Origin of the sequence: Gottfriedia sp. NPDC057948 (genome assembly GCF_042887255.1) — a bacterium.
Lineage (GTDB): Bacteria > Bacillota > Bacilli > Bacillales > Bacillaceae_G > Gottfriedia.
This window is the reverse complement of record NZ_JBHVPN010000004.1, coordinates 51,719-66,559: the sequence shown is the minus strand read 5'-3', so window position 1 is coordinate 66,559 and position 14,841 is coordinate 51,719. Positions and strand designations below refer to the sequence as shown.

Here is a 14,841-nt window from a genome sequence, read left to right as displayed (position 1 = left end):
GTTTAACCCCTTCTCTTCTTATTGATTATTATTTTGAGTGTCTTGATTATCTTGACTACCTTGATTGTCTTGGTTATCTAAATTGTCTTTTGGTTCGTCATTATAGATTGATTGTCTTTCTTTTTTCAATTTAAAGTATTCATCCATAATATCTCGGCCAATGTATTTATTTACTGGCGCTTGGTCAGTTTGTAACCATGGAACTACTACGACAAAGGCAATTTCGGGATCGTCATACGGTGCATAACCCATCAATGTTTCATTATAAGTTTTTTGTGGCCCATTGTATTTTTTACGATCTGGACCGTCGTATACAGATTGGGCTGTACCTGTTTTACCGGCTATTTTATAATCTACGCCTGTGAAGTATTTGTGAGCAGTACCACCAGTTTCATTATATACTTTGATTAAACCTTGTTTAACATGATCGATGTATGATTGTTTCATGTCAATACGGTTTAATACTCTAGGTTTAATTTCTTGTCTAATGACTCCACTATCTTCGCCGATTGAAGGTTGTCTTAATTCTTTCGCAACATGTGGTTGAATTCTGTAACCTCCATTTGCGATTGTAGATACATATTGAGCTAATTGTAGTGGTGTATAAGTATCATACTGTCCAATCGCCATATCTAGTAGGAAACCTGGGCTTTTGTCTACACCTTTAAATCCAATTGCTTCATTTGGTAAATCAATTCCAGTTTTAACACCTAGACCGAATTGGCTGAAACTATTTCGGAATGTATCAAACGCTTTTACGTCAATATCTAAAGGCCTATTCTCAACGTAATGTGCATGTCCAATAGCCATAGCCGTTCGGAACATATAAACGTTTGAAGAAAATTTTAAAGCATCTAAATCATTAATCCATCCGAAGTTTTTATATGACGCTTTTACTGGTGTACCTGCAATTTTAATCGGAGTATCGAATTGCCTTTGTCCTGGAGTAATTGCCCCAGTTTGATAACCAGTTAATAGAGTTGCACCTTTTACTGTAGAACCCATCTCATAAGATGAAGTAACATTTCCAGTTGCGTAATCTACAACTTTATTTTTTCCTGTCTTTTTGTCTTTAACAATTTGCTTTCCTGACATTGCTAATACTTCACCCGTTTTCGGGTTAATCATTGTAACAAATGCACGGTCCAAATATCGACCATTTGACGTTGCTTTTGCTTGTACAAGCCTATCTTTAATTATTTTATCTACCTTACCTTGAAGTTCAATATCAATTGATAGTACTAAATCACTTCCAGGTTCCCCTTCTGTAATCACTTTCGTATCAACAACATTTCCATTTGAATCAATAACATTTTGTGCCTTACCTTTTGTACCACGTAAAACATCTTCATATTGCTTTTCAATATAACTTTTTCCTACACGATCATTACGGTCATAACCACGTGCTAAATAATAATCGACATTTTGAGCAGGTAATCCTTCTTTTTCAGAAGTAATATTACCTAAAATTGTTCGGAACGTATCACCATAAACATATTTTCTTTCCCAATTTGTCGTTACATCTACACCTGGAAGCTGATCTAAATGTTCACTAACTGTTGCATATTCTTTTTCAGTAACTCCCTCACTTTTTATTGTTTGTGGAGTTAGTGCATAACCAGCACTCATTTGTTTGTAAATTGCAAGTATCTGTAAGTCATTTGCACTAAGTGAATTAATATTATCTGCTGTAATTTTATCAATCTGTAAATTATAGTAAGCTTTATTGTAAGCAGCGTCATCATCTTTATTTTGAGCTTTTAGTGTTTTAGCCTCTTCTTTTGATACTAATTTTTTTGCTTCATCAGGATTTGTTAATAACCAATAATCTTTTTTATCTCGTTCAGTTATTTTATTAGTTGGCATCTTTAGATAACTTGTTAACTTTGTAGCCATTGTTAATAACTCGCTTGAAGTTGTCCCTTTTTTTCTTGTATACGTAATTGTACGCAAAGGCGTATTATCTACGACAACCTTTCCGTTACGATCTAAAATTTTTCCCCTTGGTACAGCTTGGTCGACGGTCATATTTTCTGTACGCTCTAATTCTAATTTATAGTCTTCACCTTTAACAATTTGTACGACACCTAGTCTTAGAATTAAAAAAGAAAATAAGACAAACACAAGAAAAAATAGTGTATTCAGTCGTGTTGGTAGTGTGATTTTATATTTCTTAGGCTTATTCATTTTTTCTCCTCTTTTTTCTACAATTACTAATTCTACATATTAATATTTTAATGATTCGGAAAAGGAATCACTGCTAAGTTTTTGACAATTTAGTGACAATACTTAAGCATGCTTATATTCTAATTTCCTCATTACGAAATAGACCAAAAAGTGTCCTGCACCAAATAAACACATTAATAATGGAATAAATTGTTCTGGCTGGAATAGTGATGTACATACAATGAAAACGGCAATAGAAAACATTCTACCGCTATTTAAATACACTTCACGTATAACGATATATTCCACTCTATATTCCCTGGCCTTATACGATTTTCCTATTATATCATATGTTAAAGATAAGTAAGGTACTAAAATGATTGGATATGCCAAAGAAATTATTGCACCGTAAATGATTAATAAAGGAAATGAAACTTTAAAAGCGATTACAAAAACAGAGCAAAATAGTAAAAAACCACCAATAAATATAGCTTTCATTCTAAAATTTTCTTTAATAATTCTTGTAACAATATAATAGGTAATAAAGCTAATTAACGATGTAATTAATCCGTATTTCCCTAATGCAAATTCACTTCCTGTCGATAAGAAAATATAAATTGAAATTACAAACATAAAAATCCCTTCACGAATCCCCTGAAAGAAATTAGCATATGTTACTCTCCGCCAATTATCATTTAATTTTCTTTCTTGAATGACGCGCTTAATATTGAACTCACTATCAAGTTCCCGTCTAACTAAGAAGCAACTTAAGACCACTGCACATATAAATAAAATAACTGCAGCAAGAAACACAAAATGATAACCTTTATTTCCAATCATTGAAGAAATAATCGCTCCAGCTATAAATGGGCCAAGCATTCCTGAGAACGAATTAATTAACCCTAAAAAACCATTAAAAAATTGTCTAGTTTCAGGTTCTGTAACTTCAAACGTTAATAAGTTAAACGCTAAGTAGTAACAGCCATTTCCTATTCCTAAAATCGCTCCAATTAAAATTGTTGCTAATAATGTATTCGTTTCAAATAGTAAAACGACTATGTAGAATATTGCCAAAAACGAAATACCCGCTCTTAAAATGACAACTCGATCAATGGTTTTAGCTAATCTACCTGCTATTACGAATGTAAGAGCTTGAAAAAATGCGATCGAAAATTGGTACGAAGCAATTGGTAAATAATTATTTGATTGCTTCCACAAATAAACATTTACAAATGTGCTAGATAAAGCTGTCGCTAAAGTAAACAATCCACCGACACTTAGTAAAAGAATTAAATCTTTATTTAAATCTACGTCACCTAATAAAAATTTCCACTTACTCATCATAAACTCTCCTTTGTCTCATGAACTAGTTTTCCGAGTAAATGAAAATTTATCCTTTTTTTAACCATAAAAAAAAACACTACTTAAATAAATTAAGTAGTGTTCATTTTTTATAAATTATTTAGCAGCTTGGTATAATTCTTCTACTTTTTCCCAGTTTACTACATTCCAGAATGCACCAACGTAGTCAGGGCGTTTGTTTTGGTAGTTTAAGTAGTAAGCATGCTCCCATACATCTAAACCTAAGATAGGCGTTTTGCCTTCCATTAAAGGTGAATCTTGGTTAGCTGTGCTAGTCACTTCTAACTCACCATTGTTTACTACTAACCAAGCCCAACCAGAACCAAAACGAGTTAATGCAGCTTGAGTGAAAGCAGCTTTAAGCTCATCTAAGCTACCGAATTTAGCGTTAATTGCTTCAGCAACTTCACCAACTGGAGTGCCTGTGCCTTCTGGAGTTAATAAAGTCCAGAATAAGCTATGGTTAGCATGTCCACCACCATTGTTACGTACAGCTGTACGGATACCTTCTGGAAGTGCATCTAAGTTTGAAATTAATTCTTCAATTGAAGATGCAGCTACTTCTTTACCTTCTAAAGCAGCGTTTAAGTTTGTTACATATGTATTGTGGTGACGAGTGTGGTGAATATTCATTGTTTCTTTATCAAAGTGTGGCTCTAATGCATCATAAGCATAAGGTAATTGTGGTAATTCAAATTTTGACATTTTTTATTTCCTCCCAAAGATAATAGTGAATTTCAATTTAAAGTTATCAAATAAACAGAAAGATTTCAATAGTAATGCTTGAGAAAAGGGAAAGAAAGTAAAAAAGATTAATTTTTGGAAGAAAATTATTTAAGAATTTGGATCAAAGAAGATAAAAAATCATTCTAGATTAATTTATAAACCAAAAACGAAAAAAGTCTTCAACATGATCGTTGAAGACTTTTTCACTAATTAAGGAGTAAGAGGGATTCGAACCCCCGCGGGCTGTTACACCCCTGTCGGTTTTCAAGACCGATCCCTTCAGCCGGACTTGGGTATTACTCCATAATAAAATATTGGTAGCGGCGGAGGGAGTCGAACCCACGACCTCACGGGTATGAACCGTACGCTCTAGCCAGCTGAGCTACACCGCCAAACTATATAAATGGCTCCGCAGGTAGGATTCGAACCTACGACCACTCGGTTAACAGCCGAGTGCTCTACCACTGAGCTACTGCGGAATAATTCCTGTTGTCCTTAAGACAATATTTAATTTATCATGTTTCGAACTAGACGTCAACACTTTTTATAATTATTTTGATTATTAATTTATATTAACTATTTTTTAGTGAAAATAAATTGTTTTATCGTGATTTAAAGCCAAACTTAAATACGATCCTAAAACCATTATCTTCCTCTTCTTATATGCTCTTATCATTTTAATTAAAGTTTAATATTCAATTACCAAAAAAAGATTATAATATACAAAATAGCCCGAAAGCTACATAATAAATTTCGGGAAGTGAAATAACATTAAATAAGAAAGGATGAGTTTATGAATATATTTAAACAATTTTGGTTTAGTTTATACTCTCCAAAAACAATATCAAGATATAGACTCCAAAAAATCGGTAAAACAATCTTTTTTCTTTTCCTACTAGCAATTTTATATACTCTTCCTGGATTCTTTTCATTAGTAAAAGATGTGAAGCTTCAGGTCAATAATGTTTCTGATCTGCTTAAAGATAATATTCAATCAATTACTTTAACCAAAGGATCAATAAAAATAAACGACAATACGCCATTCGAACGAAATATCGGCGAGTATAAATATGCTTTTTATCCAAAGGAAACAGTTATACCTACAAAATTAAAAAATGAACAGTATGCCTTTGTGGTATTAAAAAATAGAATAATAATGAAAAATGATAAAGGCGAACAAGATTTCCCTTACCCTTCATTAAAATCAAGAGTAATAAATAAAGCGGACGTTTCAAAATTTATTGAAAATATAAAAGAAGCACTTCCAGTAGTCTTAATCGCGTTATTTTTCTTATTTTATTTAGGTTATAGTATCTCCATATTTATAATTGCTACATTATTAGCGTTTTTAGCATCTTTATTTAAGTCGACTAAGCACTTGCCTTTTAGACAACGCTTTGCAATGGTTTCGTATAGTTTAACACTACCTACTGTTCTCTATTTATTGCTAGGATTATTGAAAGTAAATATTTCATTCCAAACGTTAATTTTTATAATATTAACAGTTGCTATGTACACATTAACAATTAAAAATTTACCATCTAAAAAATAATGTTTACTGAAGTGTGTTTCACACTTCTTTTTTTTTGCTAAAATATTTATTAGTCCAAGCTCCTAGTAGGAATATTCGTTGTGGACAAGCATATAGTCTACAAAAGGAGTGATGATTAATGAAAAAAATAGCTTTTTTACTAGGTTCTTTATTGCTTGCATATATAATATTCTTTGACCTTCAAGTAGGGACGATCCCAACTAAACATATTGCTACTGTGGCAAAAGCAACAAAATCAGAAACAAAAGAAACCTCACTTCCAAAATATGAAAAAATTCAAGTTAAAAACGGTGACACTGTTTTAGGAATTATCGAAAATCTTAACCCTGATTTTAACCAGCCGATTAGCCAAATTACAAAAGATTTTAGTGCATTAAACAATGGACTTTCACCTACTAAAATTCAAAGTGGAAAATCATATAAATTCCCAATTTACTCTTCACAAAAATAAAATTTGTGATATATTTCTTTAGAACCAGTTGATAAAATGAGTAATCATGAAGAAAATATGATAATGTAGATTTATACAAAATAGAAATAAAGTTATTTTTGAAGGAGCGAGTTACTCGTGAACGAAATTACACATAGAAGTAAAACACGTGCAGTTAAAGTAGGTAATGTAGTTGTTGGTGGAGCAAATGAAATTTCAATCCAAAGTATGACAACGACAAAAACACACGATGTTGAAGCAACAGTTGCAGAAATTAAACGACTTGAAGAAGCTGGATGCCAGATAGTTCGAGTTGCAGTACCAGACGAAAGAGCTGCAAATGCAATCGCTGATATTAAAAAACAAATTAACATACCTCTTGTTGCAGATATACACTTTGATTATAAATTAGCCTTAAAAGCAATTGAAGGCGGAGTAGATAAAATAAGAATTAATCCAGGTAATATTGGTCGTAAAGAAAAAGTAGAAGCAGTAGTAAATGCTGCTAAAGCTAAAGGAATTCCGATTCGTATCGGTGTTAATGCTGGTTCATTAGAAAAACGAATCTTAGAGAAATATGGCTACCCAACTGCTGATGGAATGGTTGAAAGTGCATTACATCACATTAAAATTCTTGAGGATTTAGATTTCCATGACATCATTGTATCGATGAAAGCATCTGATGTAAACCTAGCAATTGAGGCATATGAAAAAGCTTCAAAAGCATTCAATTATCCTTTACATTTAGGTATTACTGAATCAGGTACATTGTTTGCTGGTACAGTTAAAAGTGCCGCTGGTTTAGGTGCAATCATTAGTAAAGGGATCGGAAATACAATGCGTATCTCATTAAGCGCAGATCCAGTTGAAGAAGTAAAAGTTGCAAGAGAATTACTTAAATCTTTCGGTTTATCTTCAAACGCTGCGACTTTAATTTCTTGCCCTACATGTGGTCGAATCGAAATTGACTTAATTAGTATTGCGAATGATGTTGAAGAGTACATCTCAACACTAAAAGTACCAATTAAGGTTGCCGTACTTGGATGTGCAGTAAACGGTCCTGGTGAAGCACGCGAAGCAGACATCGGTATTGCTGGAGCTCGTGGTGAAGGATTACTATTCCGTCACGGGGAAATCGTACGTAAAGTACCTGAAGCAACAATGGTTGAAGAACTAAAACGCGAAATCGACATCATTGCCAAAGAAAAACTAGCTGAACTAGAAGCAGCAAAAGGTTAATCATAACAAAAAAGGTTAAGGACACTGCTCCTTAACCTTTTTTATTTTTTTCCTATCTTGTCAAATCGAATAATCTTGAGGAATAAATACCTTCAATTCATTAGGACGGACAAAAACTCTTTCTCCAAGTTGAATATTTAGTTCGTAAAATAATTCGTTCATGAGTTCAATTTCAACATAATCATTTGTATCTTCCCGTAGGACTTCCACATATACGATAGGTCCTACAGCATGAATATGTGTTACGATTGCACTGATCGATGTTTGATTTGTTTCAAATTTTTCGATTGTAATTTGATGAGGTCGAACATATCCCGTAACCTCTTTATGTTCTTTATGTTCTTGTTCAACTAATTCTGGCAATGGAATTTCTAATCCTCCACTTATTAAGCTCCCCTTATTTATCCTTCCATGAAATAAATTTACTTTGCCAAGAAAATCATAAACAAACGGACTTGCTGGCGTATGGTATACTTCCTCAGGTGTTCCGATTTGTTCAATCGTCCCGCCATTCATAATGACAACTCGATCTGCAACTTCAAGTGCTTCCTCTTGATCATGTGTTACAAATATACTCGTAATATGAATTTCATCATGGAGTTTACGTAACCATCTTCTTAAATCCTTTCGAACTTTTGCATCTAATGCCCCAAATGGTTCATCTAATAATAATACACTTGGTTCAACAGCTAATGCTCTAGCTAATGCAACACGCTGTCTTTGTCCACCAGATAATTGAGAAGGAAATCGATTTGCAAAGCTTTCTAATTTTACTAAAGATAGTAATTCCATTACTTTCTCATTAATTTTTCTTTTTAACGGACGTGTTGCTCTTGGTCTAACCTTCAAACCAAAAGCAATATTTTCAAAAACCGTCATGTGCTGAAATAAAGCATAATGCTGGAATACAAATCCTACATTTCTTTCTTTTACCTGCACATTTGCTACATCCTGATCTTCAAAAAATATTTCACCCAAATCTGGATTTTCTAAACCGGCAATTATTCGCAACAATGTTGTTTTACCCGATCCGGATGGCCCTAATAAAGCAACCAATTCCCCTTTTTTTATATTTAAATCAATTCCTTTTAAGGCAGTTTCATTTTCATAACTTTTTATTACATTTGAAACTTTAATTGACATACAATCCGCTCCTATTGTTTTTCTTCCTTTAGAACTTTCCATTCAATTATATTTTTAATAACTAATGTCAGAATCGCAAAAATGGACATGAGTGACGCAACTGTATATGCTTGTGGAAATTGGTATTCATTATATAAATTTTCAATGTGAAGTGGCATAGTAATTGTTTCTCCACGAATATGTCCAGATACTACTGATACAGCACCAAATTCTCCAACCGCTCTTGCATTGCATAAAATAATGCCATACAAAAGTCCCCATTTTATTTTCGGAAGTGTCACCTTCCAAAAAATATGCCATCCGTTCGCACCCAAAGTTAGTGCAGCTTCCTCTTCAGCACTCCCTGTAGCCTGCATAACCGCAATTAATTCTTTCGCTACAAAAGGCAATGTGACAAAAATTGTTGCTAGAACAATTCCTGGGGTTGAAAAAATGATTTTCAAATTATGTTCCTTTAACCAACCACCAAAAAACCCATGATTCGGACTAAATAATAGAACAAATAAAAATCCTGCTACAACTGGCGACACTGCAAAAGGTAGTTCAATTAACGTTACTAATATATTTTTTCCTTTAAAATTAAATTTCGTTGTAGCCCAAGCAATTGAAACGCCAAAAATCGCATTAAGTGGTAACGTTATAATCGTTACCAAAAACGTCAATTTAATTGCTGCTAATGTCTCATCATTTACAATCGCTTCTTTATAAACTCCAAAACCATCTTGTAAAGCCTTTATAAAAATTGAAACTAATGGAAGAAATAAAAATATCGCTAAAAAAAGTATGACAATACTAATTAAAATAATCGGAAACGTATTCCCGTTCAATTTCGCTTTTTTCTCGGTACTAGTAGCATTCACTTCTATATTTCTTTCAATCTTGAATTCTCTTTCCATTCTTAACTCTTACCCCCTTGAACAAAAGCACGATTTGCGTATCTTTGAAAAATACTAATGATCAATAAGAGTAAGAAAGAAGTTACTAATAACACAATTGCAAGTGCAGTTGCACCTGAATAATCATATTGCTCTAATTTTGTCATTATTAACAAGGGTGTAATTTCAGTCTTCATTGGCATATTTCCCGAAATAAACACGACTGACCCATACTCACCTAAAGATCTTGCGAATGCTAAAGAAAATCCAGTCAATAATGCTGGTAAAATCCCTGGAAAAATTACCTTCCAAAAAATTTGAAAACGGTTTGCCCCTAGACTTGCCGCTGCTTCCTCAACATCTTTTTGAAAATTTTCAAGAACAGGTTGAACCATTCTAACTACAAATGGTAACCCGATAAATGTAAGAGCTATAATAATCCCGAGTGGTGTATAAGCAATTTTGAAAGAGAAAAATCTTCCAACCCAACCATCAGGAGAATACAATGTTGTTAAAGTAATACCAGCAACTGCAGTCGGTAATGCAAAAGGTAAATCAATGAATGCATCTACAATTCGTTTTCCAGGAAAACGATAACGAACAAGCACCCAAGCTACTAATAAACCAAAAACAGCGTTAATAATCGCCGCAATAAAGGCAGTTCCAAAACTAACTTTATAAGACATTAGTACTCTATGTTCACTAACAATTTTTATAAATTTTGACCAACCTATATCGAAAGAATGTAAGAACAGCATCGATACTGGCAGAAAAATAAAAAAACTGATATATAATATTGAAAATCCAAAGGTTAATCCAAATCCAGGTAGGATTCTTTTCCGCTTCTTAAACAAATTATGTCAATCCTCCTTAAAATAAAAATCAAATAAAGAAGACTTGGCTTAAGCGCTAGTAAAACGCCCAATAAAGTCCAATGTCCTCCTTATTTTCCAATTAGGTATTATTGATAAATTTGGTCAAATACCCCACCATCATCAAAATGCTTCGATTGAGCTTTACTCCATCCACCAAAATCTTTATCAATTGTTAACAATGGCAGGCTAGGATATAGTTCACTATATTTAGCGAGAATCTCTTTATCTCTCGGACGATAATAATTTTCGGCAATGATTTTTTGGCCTTCTTTACTATATAGATAAGATAAGTAGGCCTTTGCCACCTCTTCAGTTTTCTTTTCCTTCACATTTTTATCAACAACCGCAACAGGTGGCTCAGCTAAAATACTAATCGAAGGATATACAATATTATATTTCCCCTCACCTAATTCCTTCACTGAAAGTAATGCTTCGTTTTCCCATGCAATTAATACATCTCCAATTCCTTTTTCAACAAATGTAGTTGTTGAACCACGTGCACCAGTATCTAATACTGGAACGTTTTTATATAATTTCTTCATAAACGCTTTTACTTTTTTCTCATCACCATTATATTTTTTGTCTGCATAGCCCCAAGCAGCTAAATAATTCCACCTTGCGCCACCCGAAGTTTTAGGATTTGGAGTAATTACTTGAACTCCTTTTTTCGTTAAATCATCCCAATCCTTAATATTTTTCGGATTTCCTTTCCTTACTAAAAAAACAATTGTTGATGTATAAGGAGTTGAATTGTATTTAAATTCTTTTTGCCAATTAGGGGATATTAGTTGTGCCTTTTCATTGATCGAGTCAATATCATATCCAAGAGCTAGTGTAACTACATCAGCATCTAAACCATCGATTACTGCCCTAGCTTGTTTTCCAGAACCACCATGGGACTGTTTAATTGTTACAGTTTGGTTATGTTCTTTTTCCCAATACTTACTAAAAGCTTTATTATAATTTTCATATAATTCACGAGTTGGATCATAAGAAACATTTAACAATTCCACTTTTTTATTTGCTGCTTCAGTATTAGTAGCCTCAGATTTATCATCCTTCAAGGTCGCATACAATACTCCCGAAACTGCTAATACAACAACTACCGAGCTAATAATCCATTTCTTTGCCCCCACAATGATCTGCCCCTCTCAATTTCAATTTTCCGATTTTTATTTGTACCCATCTCTACACTTCAACACATTAGAATCTCCCCTTTAAGGCACAAATGTAAAGAAAACTTGTCGATTGCCTAGCGTTTTAGGCGAAGGCAGAGACGTAGTTGCACTTATACTTTATTCCTAATTGGTAGCCCGCCGAATACTCTTCATCGCTGCCAATTTATCTTTTTAAAGTGCAAAAAGACCCTTAACTAATGAAAATAGTTAAGGGCCTTTGGTCTTCCAATCAGCCATATTGATTTTTTATATAAGCTTAATAATAAACACACTATTCCTATGTGTCAACTATGATTTTAGAAATTTCCAAATTATTTCTCTTATTTTTCACTTTTTATACAATCCTCATTGTATACTCATTATATTTACTATTTACATTACATATTATGGAGGATTTAATGCTAATCGAGTCATATTTTAAACACATCCGTTTAAATAAAACCCAAACAATTTCATATTCCTCATTAAAACAAATTCATAAGCACCATTTACTCTCAATTCCATTTGAAAATATCGATATTATTTCTCAAATACCCCTCTCAATGAATCCTTCTGAAATTATGAAAAAAATAGCTACAGGTAAGCGAGGTGGGATTTGTTTTGAAACGAATTCATTGCTTTTTTCAGTCTTACAGGAATTAGGTTTCAATGTATCATTTATTTCAACCAAATTTTGGAATGAAGAAAAACAGTTTTGGAATCCCGAATTCTCACATTTATCTATATTAGTAAAAATTGACGATCAAAACTATCTCGCAGACGTAGGAATTGGTGGCGGTTTTTTAGAACCACTCTTGCTTCGTGACCATTATGAATACTCAGATTCAAACGGATCTTATCGAATGATTGAACAAGACGATTCGAATTTCATCCTTCAAAAATTCATTGGAACTTGGAAGGATTTACTATTCATTTCAATGATTCCAAAACAGCTCCAACAATTTGAAGAACAATTTCATTACTTCCAAACCAGTAATGAAACAATTTTCACCCAATATAAAATCGTCAACTTATTAACGAAAGAAGGAAGAATTTCGTTATCAGATCACCAATTAAAAGTAACCAAAAATCATCGAATCTGTATAACTGAAATAAAAAGTCAAGATGAGTGGCAATCAATTTTTAATAATCTATTTAATCAAAAAGCAGAAATAAAAGGTTAAACGATTTGGCCATGCCTTCAAACTTCTAATAAATTAGTTATTTTTGCACAAATTAACTGTAATCGAAGTGAAGGGAGCAAATAAATTGAAAAATCGCGAAAAGCAAAACAGCATTATAAGAGAAAGAAGAGAAGACGAAATAAATAATATAATTCAGAGCAAACAAAATAACCAACCACTTCCTCAGCCAAAGGATATTGAAGAAATAGAATACTAAAAAAATAAACCTTCTATATTAGAAGGTTTTTAGTGTGTAGACAAAGTAATATAAACTTGATTTTCAGACTGATTGCAAGCGCTTGTCTTTCGAGGCGCGAAGCTTGGTGAGGAGCGGAGTTACCCTAGACGACGGTAATGAGCACCGCAGATAGGCGAAGCAACGAAGAAAGCGAGCGTTTGTCAACAGTCTGAAACCTTCTATATTAGAAGGTTTTATTTTTCTCATTTCAATTTACTAATCATATGAATCACTTCTTCTACTATATAAGGTACTTCTTCAAATGCATTCCTCATATGTAACCTCTCAGTTAACTTATGCGCATCTTTTCCGAACGGTCCGATATTTAACACAGGTGCATTTAATTTTTCCATTAAACTAAAAGGTAGAGTATAACTATCTCCCCATACTGGTGTATTCGACTCAAATGCTGTCCATCCGCCAAGCGAATCACTGTAATTAACATAACTTAAGTCACTTATTCCATTAAAATAGTGAATACGTTTTACGGGTAAATTAAACTGATTACTAGCAAGCTCAGCAGAAAATTGAATACATTTCTCCACTAACTCATCTCCAGTAGAATTTATTGCTGGATAGTAAGGTGGTGCAAATAATATGATAATAGCAGGTGCAAGCTCCTGACATTCAATCATTAAATTGTCTGCAATTCTAAAGGACTTTTCACGATCATCCCATTCACTGTGCGAATGAATTTCTTTTTTAAGATTTAACACATAATCCTCGCCGAGCTTCCTAATAGCATATTGCTGCAAGTCTGTATATTGGATAACTTTTACTTTCCCTACTGGATTTACATTTTGTTTTTTACAAATATTTTCATATTCAAAACTACATTCTTCAGCAGCTTCTTGTGCTACTTTTTCGAACAGATTAAAAACTTCAGAAGCATTTCTTTTCATTAAAAATACATTATATAGCGCACATGAACGAAAAGGTGTTTGAGTCGAATACTCTAACCTCAAGTCCTTCTGCTGTAATGTAACAGGTAACGGAGTTTTCTCACCAAAATCAATCTCTTGAAACTCCTCATTCCACTCCATTTTTCTAGTTAAAAAAGATGCAATATATGGAGATGTTATGCCACTTAATGGTTCTCCAGCATGAGTTTCTTTACCATAAAATAATGCGGCTGGCATTATTTTACCTATTGTACCAGAGTAAATATAATACTTTGGATCACCTGGTTCTTGTGAAAATACGGGCTCACCATTTAAAAATAATTTAAAATTTAAATCATATTCTTCCTGAAGATTTACAAGAGTTGAGACCGCGTCACGCATTCCAGCCGAATTTACCTCTTCATCAGGAACAGTTAATAACAAAAGATTAATCGGCCATTCCTCAATACTAGCTTTCTCAATAAGACTCATATGCATCGCAAGTCCCATTTTCATATCCATCGAACCACGACCAAATAAATATTCACCAGAATTCAAATCACTTTGAACTTCTTTTGATAATTCATTTAGCCGTTCATGAAAAGCATTTGTTAAATCTTCTGTTTTGGTAGACAAATGTTCAAGCTCACCATATTCTTCTGTATTTACAGTATCAAAATGACTTATAAGACAAATCGTATCTTTAACATCTGGCTTTTTATACAATACAGTTAAAAATTTACGACCTTTATCTGAATCATGTAACTTCAGTTGATTTGGTAAATCTTTAAAATATTGTAAAGCTGATAGCTTGTTAAATAAATTAATAGGAAATTGCCGTTCCCCATCTGTTAGCGTTATACTTTTCCAGCTTACTAATTCTGAAAGTAATGTTTTCAACTTTTCAGGTGAATTCCATAACATCTTATTCATTTCTGTCCCCCATAATCATTCTGTAATTTTAGTTTCACTATCTCTAATTGGAAATGGGTAATTCAATCAATATCTCACCT

At 33.1% G+C, this 14,841-nt stretch carries 13 protein-coding genes and 3 tRNA genes; 5 read left to right on the top strand and 11 right to left on the bottom strand.

The features are described 5' to 3' along the window. Positions 1-18: 18 nt before the first annotated feature. From ACFVRR_RS08745 to ACFVRR_RS08720, 6 genes are all read right to left on the bottom strand, one after another. Positions 19-2,187, bottom strand: a complete 2,169-nt coding sequence (locus ACFVRR_RS08745) for a peptidoglycan D,D-transpeptidase FtsI family protein (RefSeq protein ID WP_387327162.1) — start codon at positions 2,185-2,187, stop codon at positions 19-21. Positions 2,188-2,289: 102 nt separating this feature from the next. After that, positions 2,290-3,507, bottom strand: coding sequence for an MFS transporter (locus tag ACFVRR_RS08740; RefSeq protein ID WP_387327159.1), 1,218 nt, complete (start codon positions 3,505-3,507; stop codon positions 2,290-2,292). A 117-nt stretch (positions 3,508-3,624) separates the two neighbouring features. Beyond that, positions 3,625-4,233 carry a superoxide dismutase gene (locus ACFVRR_RS08735; protein ID WP_088010981.1) on the bottom strand — a complete coding sequence of 203 codons (609 nt, stop codon included), beginning with the start codon at positions 4,231-4,233 and terminating at the stop codon, positions 3,625-3,627. Between the two features lie 234 nt (positions 4,234-4,467). After that, a tRNA-Ser gene (locus ACFVRR_RS08730) sits at positions 4,468-4,557 on the bottom strand. 12 nt (positions 4,558-4,569) lie between these two features. Continuing rightward, positions 4,570-4,646: transfer RNA gene (locus tag ACFVRR_RS08725), tRNA-Met, on the bottom strand. A gap of 12 nt (positions 4,647-4,658) precedes the next feature. After that, a tRNA-Asn gene (locus tag ACFVRR_RS08720) sits at positions 4,659-4,733 on the bottom strand. A gap of 314 nt (positions 4,734-5,047) precedes the next feature. Here ACFVRR_RS08720 and ACFVRR_RS08715 point away from each other — a divergent pair. The 3 genes from ACFVRR_RS08715 to ispG all read left to right on the top strand — a co-directional run bounded on the left by ACFVRR_RS08715 (position 5,048) and on the right by ispG (position 7,475). Then, positions 5,048-5,806 carry a DUF1189 domain-containing protein gene (locus tag ACFVRR_RS08715; protein ID WP_387327154.1) on the top strand — a complete coding sequence of 253 codons (759 nt, stop codon included), beginning with the start codon at positions 5,048-5,050 and terminating at the stop codon, positions 5,804-5,806. A gap of 118 nt (positions 5,807-5,924) precedes the next feature. Further along, positions 5,925-6,257 (top strand): hypothetical protein, encoded by a 333-nt coding sequence (locus ACFVRR_RS08710; RefSeq protein WP_097974294.1) that lies wholly within the window; start codon positions 5,925-5,927, stop codon positions 6,255-6,257. A 117-nt stretch (positions 6,258-6,374) separates the two neighbouring features. Beyond that, entirely contained in the window at positions 6,375-7,475 is a 1,101-nt protein-coding gene (gene ispG / locus ACFVRR_RS08705; RefSeq protein WP_098233313.1) for a flavodoxin-dependent (E)-4-hydroxy-3-methylbut-2-enyl-diphosphate synthase, read from the top strand. Positions 7,476-7,535: 60 nt separating this feature from the next. On the opposite strand, the gene ACFVRR_RS08700 is transcribed toward ispG, so the two are convergent. The 4 genes from ACFVRR_RS08700 to ACFVRR_RS08685 all read right to left on the bottom strand — a co-directional run bounded on the left by ACFVRR_RS08700 (position 7,536) and on the right by ACFVRR_RS08685 (position 11,507). After that, positions 7,536-8,618 (bottom strand): sulfate/molybdate ABC transporter ATP-binding protein, encoded by a 1,083-nt coding sequence (locus tag ACFVRR_RS08700; protein WP_098566179.1) that lies wholly within the window; start codon positions 8,616-8,618, stop codon positions 7,536-7,538. Positions 8,619-8,629: 11 nt separating this feature from the next. Then, positions 8,630-9,514 (bottom strand): sulfate ABC transporter permease subunit CysW, encoded by an 885-nt coding sequence (cysW, locus tag ACFVRR_RS08695; protein WP_387327150.1) that lies wholly within the window; start codon positions 9,512-9,514, stop codon positions 8,630-8,632. 2 nt (positions 9,515-9,516) lie between these two features. Next, positions 9,517-10,347 (bottom strand): sulfate ABC transporter permease subunit CysT, encoded by an 831-nt coding sequence (gene cysT, locus ACFVRR_RS08690; protein WP_387327147.1) that lies wholly within the window; start codon positions 10,345-10,347, stop codon positions 9,517-9,519. A gap of 107 nt (positions 10,348-10,454) precedes the next feature. Beyond that, positions 10,455-11,507: a sulfate ABC transporter substrate-binding protein gene (locus ACFVRR_RS08685; RefSeq protein ID WP_387327821.1), complete on the bottom strand. Its 1,053-nt coding sequence runs from the start codon at positions 11,505-11,507 to the stop codon at positions 10,455-10,457. Positions 11,508-11,944: 437 nt separating this feature from the next. Here ACFVRR_RS08685 and ACFVRR_RS08680 point away from each other — a divergent pair, with 437 nt between their 5' ends. Next, entirely contained in the window at positions 11,945-12,709 is a 765-nt protein-coding gene (locus ACFVRR_RS08680) for an arylamine N-acetyltransferase family protein (RefSeq protein ID WP_387327144.1), read from the top strand. A gap of 85 nt (positions 12,710-12,794) precedes the next feature. Beyond that, positions 12,795-12,926, top strand: a complete 132-nt coding sequence (locus tag ACFVRR_RS08675) for a hypothetical protein (protein ID WP_387327142.1) — start codon at positions 12,795-12,797, stop codon at positions 12,924-12,926. 224 nt (positions 12,927-13,150) lie between these two features. Here the strand turns inward: ACFVRR_RS08675 and ACFVRR_RS08670 are convergent, their stop codons facing one another. Next, positions 13,151-14,761 (bottom strand): M20/M25/M40 family metallo-hydrolase, encoded by a 1,611-nt coding sequence (locus tag ACFVRR_RS08670; RefSeq protein ID WP_387327139.1) that lies wholly within the window; start codon positions 14,759-14,761, stop codon positions 13,151-13,153. Positions 14,762-14,841 lie beyond the last annotated feature (80 nt).

Excerpts from the sequence above, each read along its gene's own strand:
- ACFVRR_RS08715 (WP_387327154.1), top strand. The coding sequence starts at position 5,048 with ATGAATATATTTAAACAATTTTGGTTTAGTTTATACTCTCCAAAAACA.
- ACFVRR_RS08680 (WP_387327144.1), top strand. The coding sequence starts at position 11,945 with ATGCTAATCGAGTCATATTTTAAACACATCCGTTTAAATAAAACCCAA.
- cysW (WP_387327150.1), bottom strand. The coding sequence starts at position 9,514 with ATGGAAAGAGAATTCAAGATTGAAAGAAATATAGAAGTGAATGCTACT.
- ACFVRR_RS08735 (WP_088010981.1), bottom strand. The coding sequence starts at position 4,233 with ATGTCAAAATTTGAATTACCACAATTACCTTATGCTTATGATGCATTA.
- ACFVRR_RS08670 (WP_387327139.1), bottom strand. The coding sequence starts at position 14,761 with ATGAATAAGATGTTATGGAATTCACCTGAAAAGTTGAAAACATTACTT.
- ACFVRR_RS08700 (WP_098566179.1), bottom strand. The coding sequence starts at position 8,618 with ATGTCAATTAAAGTTTCAAATGTAATAAAAAGTTATGAAAATGAAACT.
- ACFVRR_RS08710 (WP_097974294.1), top strand. The coding sequence starts at position 5,925 with ATGAAAAAAATAGCTTTTTTACTAGGTTCTTTATTGCTTGCATATATA.
- ACFVRR_RS08745 (WP_387327162.1), bottom strand. The coding sequence starts at position 2,187 with ATGAATAAGCCTAAGAAATATAAAATCACACTACCAACACGACTGAAT.
- ACFVRR_RS08740 (WP_387327159.1), bottom strand. The coding sequence starts at position 3,507 with ATGAGTAAGTGGAAATTTTTATTAGGTGACGTAGATTTAAATAAAGAT.